The 22,354-nt window shown below is 73.0% G+C and carries 20 protein-coding genes and 1 tRNA gene; 15 read left to right on the top strand and 6 right to left on the bottom strand.

The genetic code is table 11. From position 1 onward, the window contains the following. Positions 1–223 precede the first annotated feature (223 nt). Complete coding sequence (locus tag AB0F18_RS08735) at positions 224–820, bottom strand: hypothetical protein (protein WP_362056425.1); 597 nt, start codon at positions 818–820, stop codon at positions 224–226. A gap of 178 nt (positions 821–998) precedes the next feature. Here AB0F18_RS08735 and AB0F18_RS08740 point away from each other — a divergent pair, with 178 nt between their 5' ends. Then, a complete protein-coding gene (locus tag AB0F18_RS08740) occupies positions 999–1,919 on the top strand; it encodes an NERD domain-containing protein (RefSeq protein WP_362056427.1) in 921 nt (306 codons plus the stop codon). Here the strand turns inward: AB0F18_RS08740 and AB0F18_RS08745 are convergent. Then, entirely contained in the window at positions 1,816–2,886 is a 1,071-nt protein-coding gene (locus tag AB0F18_RS08745) for a Ku protein (RefSeq protein ID WP_362056429.1), read from the bottom strand. The genes AB0F18_RS08740 and AB0F18_RS08745 overlap by 104 nt on opposite strands. 31 nt (positions 2,887–2,917) lie before the next feature. Between AB0F18_RS08745 and ligD the strand changes: the two genes are divergently transcribed. Both ligD and AB0F18_RS08755 read left to right on the top strand, forming a co-directional pair. Further along, entirely contained in the window at positions 2,918–3,814 is an 897-nt protein-coding gene (gene ligD, locus AB0F18_RS08750) for a non-homologous end-joining DNA ligase (protein WP_362056431.1), read from the top strand. Next, entirely contained in the window at positions 3,811–4,710 is a 900-nt protein-coding gene (locus tag AB0F18_RS08755; RefSeq protein ID WP_362056433.1) for an ATP-dependent DNA ligase, read from the top strand. The genes ligD and AB0F18_RS08755 overlap by 4 nt, the downstream gene beginning before the upstream one ends. A gap of 52 nt (positions 4,711–4,762) precedes the next feature. Here AB0F18_RS08755 and AB0F18_RS08760 read toward each other — a convergent pair whose 3' ends face one another. Together AB0F18_RS08760 and AB0F18_RS08765 are read right to left on the bottom strand one after the other, a co-directional pair. After that, positions 4,763–5,158: a DUF6479 family protein gene (locus AB0F18_RS08760; RefSeq protein ID WP_362056435.1), complete on the bottom strand. Its 396-nt coding sequence runs from the start codon at positions 5,156–5,158 to the stop codon at positions 4,763–4,765. Positions 5,159–5,256: 98 nt separating this feature from the next. Then, positions 5,257–6,237 (bottom strand): XdhC family protein, encoded by a 981-nt coding sequence (locus AB0F18_RS08765; protein WP_362056437.1) that lies wholly within the window; start codon positions 6,235–6,237, stop codon positions 5,257–5,259. Positions 6,238–6,537: 300 nt separating this feature from the next. Between AB0F18_RS08765 and AB0F18_RS08770 the strand changes: the two genes are divergently transcribed. Beyond that, positions 6,538–6,906 carry a DUF6083 domain-containing protein gene (locus AB0F18_RS08770; RefSeq protein ID WP_362056438.1) on the top strand — a complete coding sequence of 123 codons (369 nt, stop codon included), beginning with the start codon at positions 6,538–6,540 and terminating at the stop codon, positions 6,904–6,906. Positions 6,907–6,948: 42 nt separating this feature from the next. On the opposite strand, the gene AB0F18_RS08775 is transcribed toward AB0F18_RS08770, so the two are convergent. Next, the gene (locus tag AB0F18_RS08775; protein WP_362056440.1) at positions 6,949–7,275 is read right to left on the bottom strand and encodes a hypothetical protein; all 327 of its coding nucleotides are present in this window, start codon (positions 7,273–7,275) and stop codon (positions 6,949–6,951) included. 261 nt (positions 7,276–7,536) lie between these two features. Between AB0F18_RS08775 and AB0F18_RS08780 the strand changes: the two genes are divergently transcribed. After that, complete coding sequence (locus tag AB0F18_RS08780; protein WP_362056442.1) at positions 7,537–10,017, top strand: helicase-associated domain-containing protein; 2,481 nt, start codon at positions 7,537–7,539, stop codon at positions 10,015–10,017. Positions 10,018–10,287: 270 nt separating this feature from the next. Further along, entirely contained in the window at positions 10,288–10,977 is a 690-nt protein-coding gene (locus AB0F18_RS08785; protein WP_362056443.1) for a hypothetical protein, read from the top strand. Positions 10,978–11,156: 179 nt separating this feature from the next. Here the strand turns inward: AB0F18_RS08785 and AB0F18_RS08790 are convergent. Then, positions 11,157–11,228 (bottom strand) — tRNA-Arg (locus tag AB0F18_RS08790). Positions 11,229–11,335: 107 nt separating this feature from the next. Here AB0F18_RS08790 and AB0F18_RS08795 point away from each other — a divergent pair. The 9 genes from AB0F18_RS08795 to rpmE all read left to right on the top strand — a co-directional run bounded on the left by AB0F18_RS08795 (position 11,336) and on the right by rpmE (position 22,333). Then, entirely contained in the window at positions 11,336–11,803 is a 468-nt protein-coding gene (locus tag AB0F18_RS08795) for a response regulator (RefSeq protein WP_362056445.1), read from the top strand. Positions 11,804–11,871: 68 nt separating this feature from the next. Beyond that, entirely contained in the window at positions 11,872–12,843 is a 972-nt protein-coding gene (nrtL, locus tag AB0F18_RS08800) for an ArgS-related anticodon-binding protein NrtL (protein WP_362056447.1), read from the top strand. Between the two features lie 19 nt (positions 12,844–12,862). Continuing rightward, a complete protein-coding gene (gene lysA, locus AB0F18_RS08805; RefSeq protein ID WP_362056449.1) occupies positions 12,863–14,254 on the top strand; it encodes a diaminopimelate decarboxylase in 1,392 nt (463 codons plus the stop codon). A gap of 159 nt (positions 14,255–14,413) precedes the next feature. Then, positions 14,414–15,703: a homoserine dehydrogenase gene (locus tag AB0F18_RS08810; protein WP_362056535.1), complete on the top strand. Its 1,290-nt coding sequence runs from the start codon at positions 14,414–14,416 to the stop codon at positions 15,701–15,703. 6 nt (positions 15,704–15,709) lie between these two features. After that, positions 15,710–16,780, top strand: a complete 1,071-nt coding sequence (gene thrC / locus AB0F18_RS08815; protein ID WP_362056451.1) for a threonine synthase — start codon at positions 15,710–15,712, stop codon at positions 16,778–16,780. 306 nt (positions 16,781–17,086) lie between these two features. Next, positions 17,087–18,025, top strand: a complete 939-nt coding sequence (thrB, locus tag AB0F18_RS08820) for a homoserine kinase (protein WP_362056453.1) — start codon at positions 17,087–17,089, stop codon at positions 18,023–18,025. Between the two features lie 414 nt (positions 18,026–18,439). Then, positions 18,440–20,557, top strand: coding sequence for a transcription termination factor Rho (gene rho / locus AB0F18_RS08825; RefSeq protein ID WP_362056455.1), 2,118 nt, complete (start codon positions 18,440–18,442; stop codon positions 20,555–20,557). A gap of 275 nt (positions 20,558–20,832) precedes the next feature. Then, positions 20,833–21,942, top strand: a complete 1,110-nt coding sequence (locus AB0F18_RS08830) for an LCP family protein (protein ID WP_362056457.1) — start codon at positions 20,833–20,835, stop codon at positions 21,940–21,942. Between the two features lie 172 nt (positions 21,943–22,114). Then, positions 22,115–22,333, top strand: a complete 219-nt coding sequence (gene rpmE, locus AB0F18_RS08835; RefSeq protein WP_007266580.1) for a 50S ribosomal protein L31 — start codon at positions 22,115–22,117, stop codon at positions 22,331–22,333. Positions 22,334–22,354 lie beyond the last annotated feature (21 nt).

Below are 22,354 nucleotides of genomic sequence, written 5' to 3' on the forward strand. Positions count from 1 at the left end.
TCCGGCGGTCGTCTGGGGCTGATATCCGCAGCTGAGGACGACGGGATGGTTCTCCGGGTCCGTGGGGCGCGTCAGATCGCTGCGCGCTTCCCTTTGCTGGGCGTCCGGCGGCCGTCTGGGGCTGATGCCTGCAGCCGAGGGTGAGCAGATGGGCCTCTGGGCCCGACAGGTGGACCTCCCGGAGCCCGCGAGCCGGTCGGGACCCCTCCCGGGGCCCTGGCGCTCAGCCGTCCGTGCGGCCCCGGCGCAGCATGGCGAAGCCCAGGCCGGCTGCGCCCACGGCGGCGATGCCGCCGCCTGCGGCGAGCAGCAGTACGCCGTCGCCCGGGCCGTCGGCCAGGGTGTTCAGGCGCAGGGCCTCGGCGGTGCGGGCGGTGCGGTGGGTTTCGGCGTCGGCAGGTACCGCCTGTCCGGCGCCGTGGCGGGTCGCCGTCTTGAAACCGTCGCCGGCCACCGTGTGCGAGCCGTCCTGTGCGCGGGTCTCGCCGACCCAGGAGGACAGGCGCCCGTCCGGCCGCAGTGCGGCGTGCAGCTCACCGGCCCCGCCCACGCCGGTGGCGCCGTCGCGGCTGGTCAGCGTCGCCACCGTGGTGCCCGAGCGCAGGATCTCCGCCTGGTACGCGTCCTTCGCCAGGCGGTACACGTTGGCGGTCGACCGGCCGTCCGCGAGGGAGAGGCTGCTGATCAGGGTCCGCTGCGCGCCGGCGGCGGCCGGAACCCCGTCGGCGAGCGCGGCGGCGGTGGGCAGGGCCAGCAGGCCGGCGGCGCATGCGGTCACGGCGGTGGCGCGAACGATGGTGCGGCGGCTGACGGTGTTCACGGGAGTCCTTCGGGGCGGGCGGTGCTGGCGGGTAGGCCACCAACGTAGGGGCGGGCTGTTGCGGTAGGGCGCTGGCCTTGTAACAGGAAGGCAGCAGCGAGCCGACGGAGCTGTTACATGTTCGAGGGATTGCCGAGGGCGGCGGCGCCTGCTCCCATGGAGAGCGGGGGTGAGGCCGATGGGCGGACTCAAGGTGCTTCCGAGCGGCCGGCCCGGCCGCGGCCGGCTCTACGTGAACCGGCCCGACGGCCAGGCGGTGGCCTGGTACGACCGGCAGACCAACCGGATCAGCGTCCTCGCCGACGACCAGCGCGAGGCCGTACTGGCGGCGCTGCGCCCGTACTTGAGCGCCGACTGGACGATCGGCCCGCCCCCGGTCCCCACCGCGGCCGAACTGCGCCGCCTGTACCTACCGCCGGACCAGGACCTGGCCCCGAACCGCCCCGGCGAGACGCTGCTCGGCGAACTGGCGTACGGCTCACCGGGCGGCAGCCGGGCCCGGCACCGGATGCGGCGGGAACTCCTGGCGTTCCAGCGCACGGGGGCGGAGCTCGACCTGCTGGAGGCCACGGACTGGCGGGCCCTCCACGACGTCCCCCTGCCCGGTCTCGGGCTCCTGGACCACCTGCTCATCGGCCCGCCGGGCGTCCTGGCCCTCCGCACGGTTCCGTGCCGTCACCAGCGGGCCCAGGCGGGCGACCTCCTCCTGGCGGTGGGCCGCGCCGCCCCCACCCCGGACCCGGGCTGGATCCGCCGGGCGGCGGCCTGCGCCGCCCGGGCCCTCTCGGCCCCGGTGGCCCCGGCCCTGGTCCTCACGGACGCCTCCCGGGTGGACGTGGCCCCGACCCTCCGGGACGTCCTGATCCTCCAGCCCCCCACCCTGACGACCACCCTCAGGGCGATCCCGCCCACCCTCAAACCCCCGGACGTGGAAGCCCTCTTCACGGTGGCCCGTACGGTCACGACGTGGGTGGCCCCGCCCGGCCCCGCCGCCCTCAGGCCGAACTCCGCTTCCGCGGCGCAGCCTTCTTGGCCGTCGTCTTCTTCGCGGAGGCCGCCGTCGAGGTGGACTTCGTCCCCGAAGCGGCCTTCTTCGTAGCGGACTTGCCGGCCGTCGCCTTCGAAGTCGACTTCGCCGCGGTCTTCTTGGTGCCCCCGGAGGTCTTCCGGGCCCCGGCCGCAGTCGACTTCTTCCCGCCCACCGCCTTCGGCGCGGCCGGAGCCGCCTTCCGCCGGATCGGCGTGACCTCCGCCTCCCCGCCCCCGCCGGAGCCGGCGGCGTCCCCGCCCCGCGAGGCGCGGGCCGCCCGCACGCTGCTCTCCAGCGCCGCCATCAGGTCGATCACCTGCCCGCCGGCCGGTTCCACCACCGCCTCCTGCGGTTCGAACGCGCCCCCCGCCTTCGCCGTGATCATCGCCTCCACGGCCTCCCGGTACTCGTCCCGCAGGGAGGAGATCTCCACCTCCCCCAGCGTCGCCATCAACGCGTCCGCCAGGTCCAGTTCGGCCTCCCGCACCGAGACCGACGCGTCCGGTGCCACGCCCTCCGGCGCCCGGATCTCGTCGGGCCACAGCAGCCCGTGCATGGCGATCACGTCGTCCACGACCCGCAGCATCCCCAGCCGCTCCCGCCCGCGCAGGGCGAACTTCGCGATGGCCACCTTCCGGCTCCGCTTCAGCGCCTCCCGCAGCAGCGTGTACGGCTTGGCCGCCGTGGCCCCGTTCGCCGCGAGGTAGTACGCCGAGTCCATCTGGAGCGGATCGATCTCATCGGCCGGCACGAAGGAAACGATCTCGATCGTCTTGGCCGTCGCGATCGGCAGCTGCGCCAGGTCCTCGTCCGTGATCGGCACGATCGACCCGTCCGCCTCCTCGTACCCCTTGCCGATCTCGTCCGCCGACACCTCCTCGCCGTCCAGCTCGCACACCTTGCGGTAGCGGACGCGGCCGCCGTCCGTCACGTGGATCTGGCGGAAGGAGATGGAGTGGCTCTCGGTGGCGTTCACGAGCTTGATCGGGATGCTGACCAGGCCGAAGGAGATCGCCCCGTTCCAAATGGATCGCACGGTTCCTCCTGATTCGTGGCAATCTCATCGTATGACGCCGATCACGTTGGTGGAGGGGCGTCGCATCGCGCTCAGCAACCTGGACAAGGTCCTGTACCCGCGGACCGGCTTCACCAAGGGCGAGGTGCTGCACTACTACGCCACCGTCGCGCCTGCCCTCCTCGCGCACATCCATGACCGCCCGGTCTCCTTCCTTCGCTATCCGGACGGCCCTGACGGCCAGCTCTTCTTCACCAAGAACCCGCCGCCCGGCACACCCGCCTGGGTGAAGACCGCCCCGGTGCCCCGCTCCGAGGACCCCCGGGCCGAACAGGTGCTCGTATCCGACGTGCCGGCCCTCATCTGGGCCGCCAATCTGGTGGTCGAGTTCCACGTCCACCAGTGGACGGCCGCCACCCCGGCCGTCGCCGACCGCATCGTCTTCGACCTCGACCCCGGCCCGCCCGCGAGCATCGTCGAGTGCTGCGCCGTCGCCCTCTGGCTGCGCGGCCGCCTCGCCGCCGACGGGCTGCACGCGTACGCCAAGACCTCCGGCTCCAAGGGCCTGCACCTGGCCGTCGCCGTCGAGCCGACCCCGTCCGCGCGGGTGTCCGCGTACGCCAAACGCCTCGCCCAGGAGGCCGAGGCGGCCCTCCCCGGCCTCGTCGTGCACCGCATGGCCCGGGCGCTGCGTCCCGGCAAGGTCTTCGTCGACCACAGCCAGAACGCCGCCGCCAAGACCACCGCCGCCCCCTACACCCTGCGCGCGCGGCCCCTGCCCACCGCGTCCGCCCCCGTCTCCTGGGCGGAGGTCGAGTCCTGCCGGGACGCCTCCGACCTGGTGTTCCTCGCCGACGACGTGCCACCCCGCCTCGCCCGTGACGGCGACCTCCTGGCCCCCCTCCTGGACCCCGCCCAGGCCGGCACCCTGCCCGGGGAGCGACGGTGACACCGCCGGTCCGGGTGGCCCTGGCGGCCTCCGTGCGCACCCTCCCGCGCGGGCCGGGTCTGGCCTACGAGCCGAAGTTCGACGGGCACCGGATGGTCATCCTCCGTGAGGCCGAGCGCGTCGTCCTCCAGGCCCGCTCCGGCCGTACCGTGACCGCCGCGTTTCCCGATCTCGCGGCGGCCGCACGGCAGTTGCCGCCCGGAACCGTCCTGGACGGGGAGGTGGTCGTCTGGCACGCCGGCCGGACGGACTTCGCCCTGGTCCAGCGCCGCGCGGCGGCAACCCCGGCCCGGGCGGCCGCACTGGCCCGCACCCTTCCGGCCTCGTACGCGGCCTTCGACGTCCTGGAGCTGGCCGGCCTCGACGTACGCGCCCACCCCTACGCGCGCCGCCGCGCCCTCCTCGTCGACCTCCTCGTCCCCCTCGGCCCGCCGCTCCAGCCCGTGCCGATGACGACCGACCCGGAACTGGCCGAGACCTGGTACGAGACCCTGCCCGCGAGCGGTATCGAGGGGCTGGTCGTCAAACGCCTGGACCAGCCCTACCCCTCCGGCCGCCGCTCCTGGCGCAAGCTCCGCCACACGAACCTCCGGGACGCGGCGGTGATCGGCTACACCGGCACCCCGCGCCGCCCCCTGGCGCTGGTCCTCGTCCTGACGGGGGAGGACGAGGAGACCCCCCTCCTGTCGAGCCCGCTCTCGCCCACCCTCCGCACGGACCTCACGGCGGCCCTGCGCACGGCACCCCTGGCGGCCCCGGACCTGCCGACGGTCACGGCGGTCGGCCTGGGCGAAACCCCCTACACCCCCCTGGACCCACCCCTGACGGCAGAGGTCCGCCACGCCTCGACCCGCCACCCCCCACCGGAGGTACTACGCCTCCGGACAGACCTCTGACCCGCGCCGAAGGCGCGGGTCAGAAGCCACTGCTCGCTCTACGGACGGGCGCCTAGGCGTGCGCCCCGCGCCCCGCGTCGGGCGGAGCCCCCGGCTGGGGGTGCGGTCCCGGCCCGGTGACGGGCTTGTAGCCGGACTCCCGCTCGGCCCGTACCTCCTCCGGGTGGCTGGAGGTGGTGGAGCCGAAGTTCCCGTACCCCTGCATCTCGTGCGGCCGCAGACCGCCCTCCGGGATCTCCACCTGGTCCCGCTCCTCCCGGACCTCGTGGACGGCACCGCCCTCGGGCAGGTGCGGCTGGCTCTCGGGGCTGGGCGGCGGCGGCTCCTTGGCCCGTACCCGCTGCCCCAGCTTGAACCCGCCGAGCAGGAAGCCCGCGATGATGATTCCGACGATGAAGAACCACGCACTGCGGGACAGGGTCGCGTCCACACTCAGGATCGTGTCCATGAGTCTTATTTTCCCGTTTTCACACCTTTTTCACGCGGGCGGCCCAAAGAATCATGAACGGCCCCCGCCCCGAGGCCCCGCCTCCGGCCCCCGCCCCGCTACCTCAGCGGCCCGTCGGAGTCCCGCAGCCCCCGGGCGTCCCGCCCCCCGAGCACCCCGAGGATCTCCGCGCAGATCGCCAGGGCCGTCTCGGCCGGCGTCTTGGCGCCCAGGTCGAGCCCGATCGGCCCGTGCACCCGCGCCAGCTCGGCCTCGCCCACCCCGGCGGCGATGAGCCCCTCGCGACGCCGCGCGGTGGTCCGCCGCGACCCGAGCGCGCCCACGTACGGAATCCCCAGCGCCAAGGCGTTCCTCAAGGTCGGCACGTCGAACTCCGGCTCATGGCTGAGCAGCACCAGGCACGCGGCGTCCCGGTGGTCGGCCAGCGCCTTCTCGGCCTCACCGGCGCTCTCCACCGCCACCGACTCCCACCCGAGCAGCCCGGCCTGCGCCCCGATCACCTCGGCCAGCTCCCCGCTCCCGCCGATCACCAGGTACGGGGCCGACGGGTACGCCTCCACGAGCACCAGCCCGGACCCCCCGTACAGCGCGTCCCTCCCCGGCCGGCGCGTCCCGAGCAGCTCCCCGGCCCGCCGCCCGGCGTCATCGGCCGGCACGTCCCCGGCCCGTACGACCTCGCTCACGGCGGCGTCCGCCCCCTCGCTCAGCCGGGTCACGAGCGCCACCCCGGCCCCCGTACCGAGCAGCTCCCACCACTCGGCGGGGATCGCGGACAGCGGCTGCAGCAGCACCTCGGCCTGCCCGCCACAGGTCAGCTTCGCCTCCGTGGCCTCACCGGCCCCGACCGACACCTCACACACCCGCGCACCGCCCCCGGCCCCCACAACCCCGGCCTCGGCGACGAGCTCGGCGTCGAACACCCCCCGGTACAGGGCCCCGACACACTCACCCCGCGCGTCCACGAGCACGGCCCCGGCGGGATCCCGCGGCCCGAACCCCTGCTCGGTCACCGGCCGCGCCAGGAACGCCACCCGCCCCTCGGCCACCCACTGCCGCGCCGTCTCCGCCAGCTCACGCATCTCGTCGCCCCATCCTCTATGCGCCATCACGCCACAAAGCACCTGGTCAACGGCACAAAGCGGCCTCAAATCCACCCTACGCACCCCCCGTCCCCCCACCACCCCCCGAACGCACAGACCCTGCCCCGCCCCCTCGTACGGACCACCGGAACGTCTGTGGTCTCGGCCGTGCACCGCCGGTCGCAAGTGGCGGATGCCGCCTCCTGCGTCGAACCCCGTCCCACCCGTCCCCGACAGCCCCGCCCGTTGTGACCGGTTCACGCCCTTTGCAGCGGCCGCCGGACTGTCGACCCTCCAGGTATGGGGGACTTCCATGAGGGACCGCGCCGGCTCGGCGGCGGGCGGGCGTGCTGTGCGTACTGCGGGCTGCCGGTGGACCGGGTGGCGACGCTGGAGCACGACTGGGTGCTGCTGGAGCCGGACATGGAGCCGCTCGCGCACATCGTGCCGGCGGAGCACCGGTGGATCGAGGTGTCGGACGGGAGGGTCACGGTCTACGGGGTCTGCCCGCCGGTCCAGGACCAGCGGTGCCGCATCGAGCACCGGCTCGCCTGCTCGGCGCAGCCCCTCCCCGACCTCTGGCCCTGGCTGACGATCCTGCGCACCGAGAACGGCCGCCGCGTGGAGCGCCGGGCGGACTCCGCGCAGGAGTGGCCCGACGCCGGATAGCAGAGACGGCCCGCCGTGGGAGCCGGCGGGCCGTCGAGGGGGTCAGGCCAGGGGGCCCGCGTTGAACGGCGTCCCGACCGGGGCCGGGTTCGGGGGAGGGTAGCCGCCGTCGGGCGGGGTGCAGGGTGCCGCGAAGCACTCCCACACGTGGCCGGAGGGGATGCCCCCGGGGTGCCCGTGCTTGCCGTCGGGCGGGCCGCAGGGGGCCTTGATGCACTGCCACTGGTGATCGGCCACGGTCACGTGGGGCGTTCCGTGGACGGCGGCGAACGCGGCGACGTTCAGCACGGCACTCCCCGCCGCCACGATGGTCGAGGCGGCGAACACGAACAGACGGCGGGTCCAGAAGGGCTGGGCGGGCTGGGTCATCGGAATCCTCCTCTATAGGGGCAAAGGGGGCGGGACACGGGGCCGGGGCCGCTGCCGCCGCTCGCCCCGCCTCCAGTAGGCCCCGCCGCCCACCCGCCCGTCACGCCCCGCGAACTCGTGCCTTGACGAGCGACACGGATACGGATATGCGATGTGCGGAAGAGCCGACGAATCGACGCGGCTCGCCTGCCCACAGGCCCTTCGAACGCCGACGCGTCGGTTCACCCCCCTGGGACAACGGCCGGACACTAGGCTGGCCGGGTGAACGCCCGCACCGCCCTCACGCAATGGCTCGGCACCCTCGGCACGGACCGGCTCACCGCCCTGCTGGAGCAGCGCGACCTGCCCCTCGCCGCAGGGTTCCGGCGCATCACCACCCTCCCTGAGCTCGCCGACCACCTGCTTGGCGACGAGTCGGTGGCCCACGGCCTGATGGAGGGTACGGCCGGGGAGCTGGAACTCCTGGCCTCCATCGCCGCCCTCGCCCTGGAGCGGCACGGCCCCGTCGATGGAGAGGACGAGGACGGCCCCCGCTACCCCTGGCAGCAGCCCCGGCCGGTGGTGCCGGTGGAGCCCGCGGAGCGGCTGGTGCCGGAGCGGGACGTACTGGCCTGGTTCGAGCCGGGACAGGACCGGCAGCGGGCCGAGCGCACGCTCGCGCGGCTGCGGGAGCGGGCCCTGCTCCTTCCCGCCCCTCGGGGCCGACTGGCCCTGCCGCCGCTGCTGCACGTCCGGGCCGCCGGGTTCGACGGGTACGGCCGGACCGCCGCCCGGCTGCTGACCGCCGCCTACAACGCCCCCGAGGTCAAGCGGATCGCCGCCACGCTCGTCGGAGAGGGTGCGGCGCGGACCCGCGACCAGGCCCAGGAGCTGATCACCGCGGTACTCGCCGACCCCGCCCGGGTCCGGGACCTGGTGGCGGGGGCCCCCGCGCGCGCCCGGGAACTGCTGGACCATCTGGTGCCCGGCCCGCCACTGCTGCGCACCCACTGCTTCGTCAGCCGGTACGGGGAGCAGTACGGCGGACCCGATTCCAAGTACGTCTTCCGGCAGGGCGGCAGCGGCGACGAGGGCACCGACTGGCTGGCCGCGCGCGGGCTGCTGGTCCCCGTCGGGCTCGACCTCGTGGAACTCCCGTACGAGGTCTCACGCGCGCTTCGCGGTGAGCAAGCGCTGCCCAGCCCCCGCCTGGAGCCCGAGCCGTTCACCGCTACCACCGCCCCCCTGCCCCCCGGCTGGGAGGACGAGGGAGCCGCGGCCGCCGCGGCGGCGGCCTGGCGCGCCGAACTGGTCCTGCGGGCGCTGGCCGCGCAGCCCGTCACGATCCGGAAGGCGGGCGGGATCGCCGTACGGGACACCCGGCGGCTGGCCAGGGCGGCCGGTGCGGACGAGGCGGACACCCGGCTGTGGCTCGACCTCGCCGCGAACGCGGGGCTCGCCGCACCCCAGAACGACGAACCCGCCCCCGCCGCCGCCGGCCGCCGGGCACACGCCAAGGCCCCGAAGCCCCCTGCCCGCCTGCTGCCCAGCCACTGCTACGACGCCTGGGCCGCCGCCCCGGCCGCGGGCAAGCTGCTGCCGCTGCTGGCCGCCTGGGCCGTGGTCCCCGAGGTCCTCACCCACTGGCCCGACCCCGACGAACCCCCGGTCGCGCTCATCAGCCCGCAGGACGAGGAGGCGGTGACCCTGCGGACCGGGCTGCTGCAAGCCCTCGCCACCCTCCCCGCCGGACACGGTCTGACGGGGGACGCTCTCGGCTACGCCGAACTCCTCGACCGTGCCGCCTGGTTCCGGCCCGCCCTGCGCGGCCACCTGGCCGTGGACGACACCGGGGCACCGACCGGGCTGGACGGACTCGTCGACCGCCTGGAGGCCACTCTGAAGGAGGCGGTCCTGCTCGGCGTCGTCGCCCACGGTGCCCTCACCCCCGTCGGCCGTGCCCTCTGCCGGCTGCTGGAGGCGGGCGCCGCCCACCACTACCCGGCCGTACCAGGCGCCGCCGCCGACCCGGCCGCCACCGGCGCGGACGGCCTGGGCGAGGACCTGTCCGCCCGCCCCGCGCTGGCGGCAGCGGTCACCGCACTGCGCGACGCCCTCCACGCCGCCCTGCCCGCACCCAGGACCACCGCCCGCTTCCAGAGCGACCTGACCGCCACCGTCACCGGAGCCCCCGCCCCCGCCCTCGCCGACCTGCTCTCCGCCGTCGGCGACATCGAGTCCGAAGGGCACGCGGTGGTCTGGCGCATCACCGCGGCCTCCCTGCGCCGCGCCCTGGACGCCGGCTGGAACGCCGACGAGCTCGTCGACCGCCTCACCGCCGCCTGCGAAGGCGGCACCCAGCTTCCGCAGCCCCTCACCTACACGATCAAGGACACCGCGCGCACCCACGGCCGGCTCAAGGTCGTCCGCTCGGCCTGCTGCATCCGCTCGGACGACCCCGGCCTGATCGCCGAGGTGGCCCAGGCGCGCGGCCTGGCCAAGCTCCGCCTGCGCCGTATCGCCCCCACCGTCCTGATCTCCACGGCCCCTCCCGAGGAGACCCTGACCGCCCTGCGCACCGCCGGCTACGCCCCCACCCAGGAGGCCGAAACCGGCACGACCGTCCTCGACCGCGCCGCCACCCACCGCGCCCCGAGCCTCCTCCCGACCCTGGACGAGGCCCACCCGCCCTACGGCGAACCGACCCGCGGCATCCCGTCCAGCGCTCGCACCCTGGCCGCCGCGCTCACGGCGGCTCGGTGATGCGGCCACTGGGCTCCGTCGGGCCGGCGGCCGCGTGCGCATCCTGGTCCGGGACGCGCGTGCTGGACCTGTCGCGTTGAACAACCGTTCCTGCGCTTGTTGTCAGGGTGATCTCTTCCGATTCGTGCACCAGGGGGAGGGCTTCGGTGACGTTCGAAGAGGAATGGGCAGCCGTTCAACCGGTCGGTCAAGCAGGTGGCACCTGACCGCGGATCCGGCAAGCACGGTGTGGAGGGAGCCGGATGGGACGACTGGCTCACCCGCTCGAAGATGCAGCTGCTCGTCGTCGGTGCTGACGGGGGCGATCGGCCTGGCCCGGGATGGCGGAGGGGATGTCGGCCGATGAACCACCCTCCTGCGGATCCGTCCGGGACGGGGAAGCGAAAGCCCTGGCAGCGGCGCCTCGCCATCGGCGCCTGGGTCTTCTCGGGCTTGTGCGTCTTCGGCGTCCTCGGGATGGTCCTGTCGGTGATGTACGACGTGCGACAGCCGGCCGAGCGTGAGGGGCGGCCGTGCTGCTGGGAGGAGAACGCCACGCCCGAGTGGGTGGCAAAGACCATGGGCTTCCAGGTACCGGAGACAGCCACCGACCGGAGGGCCGGGCTCCACACCAACGTGCAATACGACGTCGCGCTGCTCGCCTTCACCGTGACGACCGCGGAGGCGGACCGGTTCCTCAAGCCGCTGCAGCCGGAGGGCACGCAGTTCGTCCGCAACACCCATCCCGAGGAGCCGGGGTATACCCGTAGCGACGGGTTCGGTCACCTGGGCCTGCCTGAGCCCGAGACTTTTGTCGACGGCATGCGCATCGGCGGCTTCTGCCGCGGTGACAGCAGGAGGCCCGAAGGCCGGGCCGTCCAATTCTGTACGAACATCTACGCACACGAGTTCCAGCCGGGCACCACCCGCATCTACCTCCGGGCCGGCAGCGACACGCCCATCGAGAAGCCGCCGGCCTGACCGAGGGGCCGCAGGCCCGAGCCGGCCTCACCACGTACCGCCACCGTGACCCCGGTCGCAGGTCTATCGCGACCCGTGCGTAACAACGACAAAGACCTGGACTCAGTGGGACTGGGTCCAGGTCTTCATGCTTGGCACTCGTGCGGGTCAGCGGGTGTTTCACGCTGGTCCGGCTGGAGTGCCCCCGGCAGGATTCGAACCTGCGCACACGGCTCCGGAGGCCGTTGCTCTATCCCCTGAGCTACGGGGGCGTGTCGTTCGCGTTGCGGCGACGGGTTGAACACTACCAGCTTCCGTGGGGTGATCAGGAACCGTTTTGGGCGCGGGGAGGGAGGTCGGTCGCCCGGAGGGGGTGGAAGTGGCAAAAACCCGGACGCGGGGGCTTAGGGCAACCTACTCTCGAGTTGTGCCAGGCGCCTCGGGCCGGGTGCTTGTTGTCGACGACAACAAGGTCATCCGGCAGCTGATCAAGGTCAATCTCGAGCTGGAGGGCTTCGAGGTCGTGACCGCGAACGATGGTGCCGAGTGCCTGGACGTCGTCCACCGCGTGTGCCCCGACGCGATCACCCTTGATGTGGTCATGCCCCGGCTGGACGGGTTCGGGGCCGCCGCGCAGCTGCGGGCCGATCCGCGGACGCGGCACGTGCCCGTCGCCATCGTCAGCGCCTGTACGCAGCACGAGGTCGAGGCCGGGATCGCCGCCGGGGTGGACGCCTTCCTCGCCAAGCCCTTCGAACCCGCCGAGCTGGTGAGGGTCGTACGGCGGCTCGTCGAGCGGAAGGACCGGCGGGAGAGGAAGGGCGCGCCCGCCGGGAGAGGGGCCTAGACACCCCCGCTGTTCACATGGCGAAACCCGATGCATGGGGGAGGGGCTTCTCCCCTAGGCTGGGTTCCGTGATCCCCGCCGACCTCTCTCGTGCCGTCGTACGTGCCGTACGCCGTGCCGTGGAGGCCGGGGAACTGGGCGGGCCCGCCCCCGCGCGGGTGGTCGTCGAGCGGACCCGGCCCGGTGGGGTGGGGGAGTACGCAACCCCCGTCGCCCTGGGGATGGGGAAGGCCGGCCGGCGCAGCCCCGCCGACACCGCGCGCGTGCTGGCCGGGGTGCTCGCCCTGGAGTCCGGCATCGAGGCCGTCGAAGTCACCGGGCCCGGGTTCCTGAACTTCACCCTCGCCCCCCTGTCCGCCGCCCGCCTCGTACGGGACGTGCGCGAGCGCGCGGACCGGTACGGGTGCGTCCCCCTCGCCCCGCGGCCCGCGGCCGGAACGCGCGAGGAGGTCGTGCGCGCGGCCGTCGCCCGGATCCGGGAGAGCCAGGGCTTCGACGACGACGCCCGCCAGGGCAACGCGCCCCACGACCCCGCCGAACCGCGCGTCGCGCCCGTGGCCCGGAGGGACGGGGACGTGCGGGCACGGTACGGGGACGGCGCCGCCGTCTGGGCCATGCTCGCCGTGCCGGCCCGTGAGACGCCCGTCTTCGGCGACGCGCTGCTGGTGCAGGCCGAGGAGAACGAGGCCTTCCGCGTGCGCTACGCCCACTCCCGGGCGCGGGCGCTCACGCGCAACGCCGAGCGCCTCGGGTTCCGCGCCGAGCCCGGGGACGTCGACGCCCCGGCCCTGCTGCGCGCCCTCGCCGACCACGCCCTCGCCCTCGAAGCCGCCGCGCACCACCGGGCGCCCGAGCGGCTGGTGCGGCACCTCGTCTCCGTGGCCGACGCGCTGCTCGACTTCCAGCACCAGGTCCTGCCGCTCGGGGACGAGAAACCCTCGGCCGCCCACCGCGCCCGGCTGGCTCTTGCCGAAGCCGCCGGGGCGGTGCTGGCCGGCGGCCTCGCCCTCCTCGGCATAGACGCCCCAGATTTCTTGTGACCCCCGAAGAGAGATTCCGATGAGCCGTTCCGCGCACCCCGCCGGGCCCCGCCACGCCGACGTCCTGCCCGAGGGCCACCACGCCCCGCCGCCCGCCGACCTGAACGCCCTGGACGAGAAGGTCTGGTCGCGGACCGTCACGCGGAACGAGGACGGGGTCGTGACCGTCGGCGGCATCGAAGTGACCAGGCTCGCCGAGGAGTTCGGGACCCCGGGCTACTTCCTCGACGAGGAGGACTTCCGGGCCCGCTGCCGGGCCTGGGCCCACGCCTTCGGCAAGGACGCCGACGTGTTCTACGCGGGCAAGGCGTTCCTCTCCAAGGCCGTCGTGAAGTGGCTGAAGGAGGAGGGGCTCAACCTCGACGTCTGCTCCGGCGGGGAACTGACCACCGCCCTCGCCGCCGGGATGCCCGCCGAGCGGATCGCCTTCCACGGGAACAACAAGTCCGAGTCGGAGATCCGGCGGGCCGTCGGCGCCGGCGTCGGGCGGATCGTGCTCGACTCCTTCCAGGAGATCGCCCGCGTCGCGCACATCGCCGATGAGCTGGGCGTACGCCAGCCCGTGCAGATCCGGGTGACGGTGGGCGTGGAAGCGCACACCCACGAGTTCATCGCGACCGCGCACGAGGACCAGAAGTTCGGCATCGCCGTCGCCGACGGGTCCGCCGCCGAGGCCGTGCGGCGGGCGCTCGGGCACGACAGCCTGGAGCTGCTCGGCGTCCACTCCCACATCGGCTCGCAGATCTTCGACATGGCCGGCTTCGAGGTGTCCGCCAAGCGGGTGGTCCGGCTGCTGGCCGCCGTACGCGACGAGCACGGCGTCGAGCTCCCCGAGATCGACCTCGGCGGCGGCCTCGGCATCGCCTACACCTCGGCCGACGACCCGCGCGAGCCGCACGAGATCGCCAAGGCGCTCACCGAGATCGTGGCGCGGGAGTGCGAGAGCGCGGGGCTGAAGGCCCCGCGGATCTCCGTCGAGCCCGGCCGCGCCATCGTCGGCCCCACCGCCTTCACCCTCTACGAGGTCGGCACGATCAAGCCGCTGGAGGGCCTGCGCACGTACGTCTCCGTCGACGGCGGCATGTCCGACAACATCCGGACGGCCCTGTACGACGCCGAGTACGCCGTCACCCTCGTCTCCCGCGTCTCCGACGCCGAGCCCATGCTCGTCCGCGTCGTCGGCAAGCACTGCGAGAGCGGCGACATCGTCGTGCGGGACGCCTTCCTGCCCGCCGACCTGGCCCCCGGCGACCTGATCGCCGTGCCCGCCACCGGGGCGTACTGCCGCTCCATGGCCAGCAACTACAACCACGCCCTCCGCCCGCCCGTCGTCGCCGTGCGCGACGGGGCCGCGCGGGTGATCGTCCGGCGTGAGACGGAGGAAGATCTCCTGTCCCTCGACCTCGGGTGATTCCCATATTTTTGGGACGGGCCGTCCGGTCCCGAAAATAGACGTCTCACTCAATGGACCGAGGATGGAAACTTCTGTCCATTGAGTGAGACTGGTTCATACCTGGCGCGCAACCCGCGCGCCGGGAGCGAAGAAAGATCGAAAGGCGTAGGTCGAATGATGCGTACGCGTCCGCTGAAGGTGGCGCTGCTGGGCTGTGGAGTGGTCGGCTCAGAGGTGGCGCGCATCATGACGACGCACGCCGACGATCTGACGGCCAGGATCGGCGCGCCCGTCGAGCTCGCCGGCGTCGCCGTGCGCCGTCCCTCCAAGGTGCGCGAGGGCATCGACCCCGCGCTCGTCACCACCGACGCCACCGCGCTGCTCAAACGGGGCGACATCGACGTGGCCATCGAGGTCATCGGCGGGATCGAGCCCGCCCGCACCCTGATCACCACCGCCTTCGAGAACGGCATCTCCGTCGTCTCCGCCAACAAGGCGCTGCTCGCCCAGGACGGTGCCGCGCTGCACGCCGCCGCCGAGACGCACGGGCTGGACCTGTACTACGAGGCCGCCGTCGCCGGCGCCATCCCGCTGGTCCGCCCGATGCGCGAGTCCCTGGCCGGCGACAAGATCAACCGGGTGATGGGCATCGTCAACGGCACGACGAACTTCATCCTCGACAAGATGGACTCCACCGGCGCCGGCTACCAGGAGGCGCTCGACGAGGCCACCGCCCTGGGCTACGCCGAGGCCGACCCGACCGCCGACGTCGAGGGCTACGACGCCGCCGCCAAGGCCGCGATCCTGGCGGGCATCGCCTTCCACACCCGCGTCCGCCTCGACGACGTGTACCGCGAGGGCATGACCGAGGTCAGCGCCGCGGACTTCGCCTCCGCCAAGCGGATGGGCTGCACCATCAAGCTCCTCGCCATCCTGGAGCGCGCCGCGGACGGCGAGTCCGTCACGGCCCGCGTCCACCCGGCGATGATCCCGCTCAGCCACCCGCTCGCCTCCGTCCGCGAGGCGTACAACGCCGTCTTCGTCGAGGCGGAGGCCGCCGGGCGGCTCATGTTCTACGGCCCCGGCGCGGGCGGCTCGCCGACCGCGTCCGCGGTCCTCGGCGACCTCGTCGCCGTCTGCCGCAACAAGCTCGCCGAGGCAACGGGGCCCGGCGAGTCGGCGTACACCCAGCTGCCCGTCAGCCCGATGGGGGACGTCGTCACCCGCTACCACATCAGCCTCGATGTGGCGGACAAGCCGGGCGTCCTCGCCCAGGTGGCGACCACCTTCGCGGAGCACGGAGTGTCGATCGACACCGTCAGGCAGCAGGGCAAGGACGGTGAGGCCTCCCTCGTCGTCGTCACCCACCGCGCACCCGACGCCGCCCTCTCCGGGACCGTCGAGGCGCTGCGGAAGCTGGACACCGTGCGCGGTGTCGCCAGCATCATGCGTGTTGAAGGGGAGTAAGGACCCATGAGCAGCAATCGCACCCACCAGTGGCGCGGCATCATCGAGGAGTACCGGGACCGCCTGCCGGTCACGGACACGACTCCCGTGGTCACGCTCCGCGAGGGTGGTACTCCCCTCGTCCCCGCCCAGGTGCTCTCCGAGCGCACCGGCTGTGAGGTGCACCTCAAGGTCGAGGGCGCGAACCCCACCGGGTCCTTCAAGGACCGCGGCATGACCATGGCCATCACCAAGGCCAAGGAGGACGGCGCCAAGGCCGTCATCTGCGCCTCCACGGGCAACACCTCCGCCTCCGCCGCCGCGTACGCGGTGCGTGCCGGGATGGTGTCCGCGGTGCTCGTGCCGCGGGGCAAGATCGCGCTCGGCAAGATGGGCCAGGCCCTCGTGCACGGCGCGAAGATCCTGCAGGTTGACGGCAACTTCGACGACTGCCTCGACCTGGCCCGCGCGCTGTCCGACAACTACCCGGTGGCGCTGGTCAATTCCGTCAACCCGGTGCGCATCGAGGGTCAGAAGACGGCCGCGTTCGAGATCGTCGACGCGCTCGGCGACGCCCCCGACGTCCACGTGCTGCCCGTCGGCAACGCCGGCAACATCACCGCGTACTGGAAGGGCTTCAAGGAGTACAAGGCCGACGGCCTGGCCTCCCGTACGCCCCGTGTGTGGGGTTTCCAGGCCTCCGGTTCGGCGCCGATCGTGCGCGGCGAGGTCGTCAAGGAGCCGCACACCATCGCCACCGCGATCCGTATCGGCAACCCGGCTTCCTGGGAGTACGCGCTGGCCGCGAAGGAGGAGTCGGGCGGCTTCATCGACGAGGTGACGGACCGCCAGATCCTGGCCGCGTACCGCCTGTTGGCCTCTCAGGAGGGCGTCTTCGTCGAGCCCGCCTCGGCCGCGTCCGTGGCCGGTCTGCTCAAGGCCGCCGAGCTGGGTCTGGTCGACCCGGGCCAGAAGATCGTGTGCACCGTCACCGGCAACGGCCTGAAGGACCCCGACTGGGCGGTCGCCGGCGCTCCGCAGCCCGTCACCGTTCCGGTGGACGCCGAGGCCGCGGCCGTCCGCCTCGGCCTGGTCTGACCCCGGGTCCGACCAGGGAACCCCCCTGGGCCGCGCCGCAGCGGCCCGTGACCCCGTTGCCGGATTCCGGAAGGCTTCCGGAATCCGGCAACCCCGGTCCACCGACACGCATCGTGCGCCTCCTGTGCGCCCTATGTCGCGGGGGAACCTTCCTTCGATACGCTGTACTTACATCCGCCACCGTGCATATGACCGCGGTGCTGCCCCGAGGGCCTTCGGGTGTCGTACGTTCTCCAGTACATTTCGCAGCGAAGATCCCGCACAGCCCGCCGGATCCCGCACAGTCACAAGGAGTGTCATCGACCGATGGCAGGTCCAGCGTTCCGCGCCGCCGCCGTACGGGTGCGCGTCCCCGCCAGCAGTGCCAACCTCGGCCCCGGCTTCGATGCCCTCGGCCTGGCCCTGGGGCTCTACGACGACGTGGTCGTCCGCGTCGCCGACTCCGGCCTGAACATCGACATCGCGGGTGAGGGCGCCGACACCCTCCCGCGTGACGAGAGCCACCTCCTCGTACGCTCCATGCGCACCGCCTTCGACCTGCTGGGCGGACAGCCGCGCGGCCTGGAGGTCGTCTGCGCCAACCGCATCCCGCACGGGCGGGGCCTGGGCTCCTCCTCCGCCGCGATCTGCGCCGGCATCGTCGCCGCGCGCGCCGTGACCATAGGCGGCGAGGCCAAGCTCGACGACGTGGCGCTGCTGGAGCTCGCCACCGAGATCGAGGGCCACCCGGACAACGTGGCCGCCTGTCTGCTCGGCGGTTTCACCCTCGCCTGGATGGAGGGCGGCAGTGCCAAGGCGATCCGTATGGACCCCGCCGATTCCATCGTTCCGGTGGTCTTCGTCCCGTCGAAGCCGGTCCTGACCGAGACCGCCCGCGGCCTGCTGCCGCGCTCCGTGCCGCACGTGGACGCCGCCGTGAACGCGGGGCGCGCGGGCCTGCTCGTGGAGGCCATGACCAGGCGTCCCGAGTTCCTGCTGCCCGCCACCGAGGACCGGCTGCACCAGGAGTACCGCGCCCCGGCGATGCCGGAGAGCGTGGCGCTCGTCAACCGGCTGCGGGCGGACGGCATCCCCGCGGTCATCTCCGGCGCGGGCCCCACGGTCCTCGCGCTGGTCGACAACGACGCGGCCGACAAGGTCGCGCAGCTCGCGGGCGAGGGGTGGGCCGCGAACCGGCTCGCCCTCGACGCCGCGGGTGCGAGCGTCCTTCCGCTGGGCGCCCAGGGCGGTCAGCCCGTGTCCTAGGGACGGGCCCGCCGGGGCGGGCGGCCGGGCAGGCCGTCCGCCCGCGGAAGGGCGATTGCCGGTGATTGAGAGGGGGAATGTCTGTTGGATCCGGTAGTGTTAATCTCAAGTACGCAACCGAAGCCGCCATGGCTCGGTGCTCAGTGTCCCCATCCGGGACCACCTTTCTTCCGGGAGCCTCCCCGACTGCTTTGATCGCTTCCAGCAGTTTCGGGCACGCTCCGGAATCGGCGTGACATTCCCACGCTTCCAGCTCGGGGGCTTCTCGCCGGAACCCATGCACGTTTCTCTCCGCCGTATCTCTACCGGCGGACCACCGCCCCGGCACCGTCCACACACCTAGGACTGCTGCCGGACAGCACAACCGGTCGCCGAGCCAGACAGGCCGACGTCCGCTCCAGGGAAGGACCCTTCGTGAGCGACACCACCGATCTGATGGGCGCTGCCGACACCAACGTCGACACCAGTGCCCCCGCCGCGGGCGCCGCAGCTGCCACTGCCACCCGGCGCCGCCGCTCCGGCACCGGCCTTGAGGGCATGGTCCTGGCCGAGCTGCAGCAGGTCGCGTCGGGCCTCGGAATCAGGGGCACCGCGCGCATGCGCAAGAGCCAGCTGATCGAGGTCATCAAGGAGGCGCAGGGCGGCAGTGCCCCCAAGGCCGCGGCCCCCGCCGCCGAGGCCGCCGAGGCCAAGCCGAAGCGCCGCGCCACCAGCAAGGCCCGCACGGGTGAGGCGGCCGCCGCCGCGCCCGCCGAGAAGCCCGCCGCACAGGCCCAGATCGAGATCCCGGGCCAGCCGGCCGGGGGCGCCTCCGAGGACGCCCCGGTCGGCGAGCGCCGCCGCCGCCGCGCCACCGCCCCCACGGGCAGCCCCGAGTCCTCGGCGCCCGCCGTCGTGCAGGTCGAGCAGAAGACCGAGGCCCCCGCGGCCGCGCCGCAGGCCGAGGTCAAGGCGGAGCCGGCGGCCGCCGCCGTGTCCGCCCAGGGCCAGGCGCCGGCGCAGGAGGCCGGCGAGGGCCGCAGCCGCCGTGACCGCCGTGACCGCGGCGAGCGCGGGGAGCGCGGGGAGCGCGGGGAGCGCGGCGAGCGCGGTGACCGTCAGGGCCGCCGCGACCGCGGTGCCAAGGCCGACGAGCAGGGCCAGCAGGGCGCCGGCCAGGGCCAGCAGCAGGGCGGCCGCCAGGACCGGGCCGACCGCCAGGACCGCGCCGACCGCCAGGACCGTCAGCAGCAGGGTGGCGGCCGGGGCCAGCAGGGCCGTCAGGACAACGGTCCGCAGGACGACTTCGAGGGTGAGGACGGCCGTCGCGGCCGTCGCGGCCGCTACCGCGACCGCCGTGGCCGCCGTGGCCGCGACGAGTTCGCCCCGGGCGAGCCGCAGGTCGCCGACGACGACGTCCTGATCCCCGTCGCGGGCATCCTCGACATCCTCGACAACTACGCGTTCATCCGGACCTCCGGCTACCTGCCCGGCCCGAACGACGTGTACGTCTCCCTCGCCCAGGTCCGCAAGGCCGGCCTGCGCAAGGGCGACCACACCACCGGCGCCGTGCGCCAGCCCAAGGACGGCGAGCGCCGCGAGAAGTTCAACGCCCTCGTGCGCCTGGACTCCGTCAACGGCATGGCGCCCGAATCGGGCCGCGGCCGCCCGGAGTTCCAGAAGCTGACCCCGCTCTACCCGCAGGACCGGCTCCGTCTGGAGACCGACCCGGGCGTGCTGACCACCCGCATCATCGACCTCGTGTCGCCGATCGGCAAGGGCCAGCGAGGCCTGATCGTGGCCCCGCCGAAGACCGGCAAGACCATGATCATGCAGGCGATCGCCAACGCGATCACCACCAACAACCCCGAGTGCCACCTGATGGTCGTCCTGGTCGACGAGCGTCCGGAAGAGGTCACCGACATGCAGCGGTCGGTCAAGGGCGAGGTCATCTCCTCGACCTTCGACCGCCCGGCCGAGGACCACACCACCGTCGCCGAGCTGGCCATCGAGCGCGCCAAGCGTCTCGTGGAGCTGGGCCACGACGTGGTCGTCCTGCTGGACTCCATCACCCGTCTGGGCCGCGCGTACAACCTCGCGGCGCCCGCCTCCGGCCGCATCCTGTCCGGTGGTGTCGACTCGACCGCGCTGTACCCGCCGAAGCGCTTCTTCGGTGCCGCGCGCAACATCGAGGACGGCGGCTCGCTGACCATCCTGGCCACCGCGCTGGTCGACACCGGCTCGCGCATGGACGAGGTGATCTTCGAGGAGTTCAAGGGCACCGGCAACATGGAGCTCAAGCTCGACCGCAAGCTCGCCGACAAGCGCATCTTCCCGGCCGTCGACGTCGACCCGTCGGGTACGCGCAAGGAGGAGATCCTCCTCAACAGCGAGGAGCTCGCCATCGTCTGGAAGCTGCGCCGGGTGCTGCACGCGCTCGACTCGCAGCAGGCGATCGAGCTGCTGCTCGACAAGATGAAGCAGACGAAGTCGAACGCCGAGTTCCTGATGCAGATCGCCAAGACCACCCCGGCGGGCAAGAACGACGACTGACCCCGCCGGTCGGTCCGCACGTGAGCGCAGGCGCCCCCACCGCACCGCGGTGGGGGCGCCCGCGTATGTGCGACCTTCGCCACACCGGAAGCCCCGCGGGGCGCCGTACGGGCCCTCACGAGCCCCGGACGGGCACCCCGGGTGTGCGGGCCGTCACGCGGCGTGCCCGACCCGGAAGGGGCGTGCGGAGCGGCCTCCGCGCCGTGGAACCCTGGAATGCGCTAGTCCGTCTGTGTGAGAGAACAGCGGGCACCGGAGCCAGGACCGAGGAGAGCATGAGCGAGGACAGCAGGGGGAGCGGTCGCGGTCGCGGTGCCGAGGGCAGGCGCCGGCGCAGAGCGCAGCCGCAGCGCCGCAAGGGCCTCAGGGTCGCCGCCTGGACCGCCGCCGGCGTGGTCCTGCTGGGCGGCGGCGGCCTCGGCTGGTTCTACTTCAAGCTCAACGGCAACCTGCACAGCGTCGACATCGACTCGGCCCTCGGCAAGGACCGCCCGGCCAACGTCGACAACGGCTCGATGGACATCCTCGTCCTCGGCTCCGACTCCCGCAGCGGCGCCAACAGCGAGTACGGCCAGGACGACGGCGGCTCCGCCCGCTCCGACACCGCGATGATCGTGCACCTCTACGAGGGCCACCAGAAGGCCAGCGTCGTCTCCATCCCCCGCGACACCATGGTCCCGCGCCCCGCCTGCGCCACCGGCAAGGGCAAGACCGACCCCGGCCGGCGCAAGGCCCAGTTCAACGAGGCCTACACCGTCGGCGGACCCGCCTGCGCGGTGAAGACCGTGGAGCAGCTGTCGGGGATCCGCATGGACCACTACATGGAAGTCGACTTCACCGGCTTCAAGAAGATCATCGACAACCTCGGCGGGGTCCAGCTCACGACCACCAAGCCGATCAAGGACGACGGCAGCCACCTCGACCTGCCGCCCGGCCCGCACAAGCTCAACGGCGAGCAGTCCCTGGGCCTCGTGCGCACCCGCAAGAGCGTCGGCGACGGCAGCGACCTGGGCCGAATACAGCTCCAGCAGGCCTTCATCAAGGCGCTGATCAAGCAGGTCAAGGGGATCGGGGTGTTCGACAACCCCAAGAAGCTGTTCGGTCTCGCCGACTCCGCCACCAAGGCGCTCACCACCGACAAGGCGCTCGGCGACGTGAAGTCCCTCATGGGCTTCGCCCAGAGCCTCCAGGGCATCAGCGCCGAGAACATGCACATGATCACCCTGCCGGTGGGCCCGGACCCGGCCGACAGCGACCGCGTGGTGCCGCTCGTCAAGGAGTCCAAGATGGTCTGGGACTCCCTCCTCGCCGACCAGCCGATCCCCGCCCAGGCCACGGAGAAGTCGGCCGGGGACAAGAGCGCGGCGGGCTCGATCGTCCAGTAGCGGCACGGGGGCCGGCGGGCAGGAATAGATACCGGCCCCGCCCCGTTGAGGGGACTGTTCTCAGAATTTTGACAGGCGGCCCGGTCCTGGCAGACTGGTCTGTCGGCCCCGGTTCACGCAGTGCGCAATTCGGCTCCTGCGACCCGGCGCCCTCCCGAATCTAGGAGACACCTTGAAGCGCGATGTTCACCCCGAGTACGTCGAGACCCAGGTCAGCTGCACCTGTGGCGCGTCGTTCACCACCCGCAGCACCCTGACCGAGGGCACCATCCGTGCCGAGGTCTGCTCCGAGTGCCACCCGTTCTACACGGGCAAGCAGAAGATCCTCGACACCGGTGGCCGTGTGGCCCGCTTCGAGGCCCGCTTCGGCAAGGGTGCGGCCAAGAAGTAGCGCGACCCAGGCGCCGGTCAA

Origin of the sequence: Streptomyces sp. NPDC029216 (genome assembly GCF_040648015.1) — a bacterium.
Taxonomy (GTDB): domain Bacteria; phylum Actinomycetota; class Actinomycetes; order Streptomycetales; family Streptomycetaceae; genus Streptomyces.

What these genes read in the sequence shown, in the direction of transcription:
- AB0F18_RS08740 (WP_362056427.1), top strand. Translation starts at nt 999, where the DNA reads ATGGGCGGACTCAAGGTGCTTCCGAGCGGCCGGCCCGGCCGCGGCCGG.
- ligD (WP_362056431.1), top strand. Translation starts at nt 2,918, where the DNA reads ATGACGCCGATCACGTTGGTGGAGGGGCGTCGCATCGCGCTCAGCAAC.
- AB0F18_RS08760 (WP_362056435.1), bottom strand. Translation starts at nt 5,158, where the DNA reads ATGGACACGATCCTGAGTGTGGACGCGACCCTGTCCCGCAGTGCGTGG.
- AB0F18_RS08765 (WP_362056437.1), bottom strand. Translation starts at nt 6,237, where the DNA reads ATGCGTGAGCTGGCGGAGACGGCGCGGCAGTGGGTGGCCGAGGGGCGG.
- AB0F18_RS08770 (WP_362056438.1), top strand. Translation starts at nt 6,538, where the DNA reads ATGGGGGACTTCCATGAGGGACCGCGCCGGCTCGGCGGCGGGCGGGCG.
- AB0F18_RS08775 (WP_362056440.1), bottom strand. Translation starts at nt 7,275, where the DNA reads ATGACCCAGCCCGCCCAGCCCTTCTGGACCCGCCGTCTGTTCGTGTTC.
- AB0F18_RS08785 (WP_362056443.1), top strand. Translation starts at nt 10,288, where the DNA reads ATGCAGCTGCTCGTCGTCGGTGCTGACGGGGGCGATCGGCCTGGCCCG.
- lysA (WP_362056449.1), top strand. Translation starts at nt 12,863, where the DNA reads ATGAGCCGTTCCGCGCACCCCGCCGGGCCCCGCCACGCCGACGTCCTG.
- AB0F18_RS08810 (WP_362056535.1), top strand. Translation starts at nt 14,414, where the DNA reads ATGCGTACGCGTCCGCTGAAGGTGGCGCTGCTGGGCTGTGGAGTGGTC.
- thrC (WP_362056451.1), top strand. Translation starts at nt 15,710, where the DNA reads ATGAGCAGCAATCGCACCCACCAGTGGCGCGGCATCATCGAGGAGTAC.
- thrB (WP_362056453.1), top strand. Translation starts at nt 17,087, where the DNA reads ATGGCAGGTCCAGCGTTCCGCGCCGCCGCCGTACGGGTGCGCGTCCCC.
- AB0F18_RS08830 (WP_362056457.1), top strand. Translation starts at nt 20,833, where the DNA reads ATGAGCGAGGACAGCAGGGGGAGCGGTCGCGGTCGCGGTGCCGAGGGC.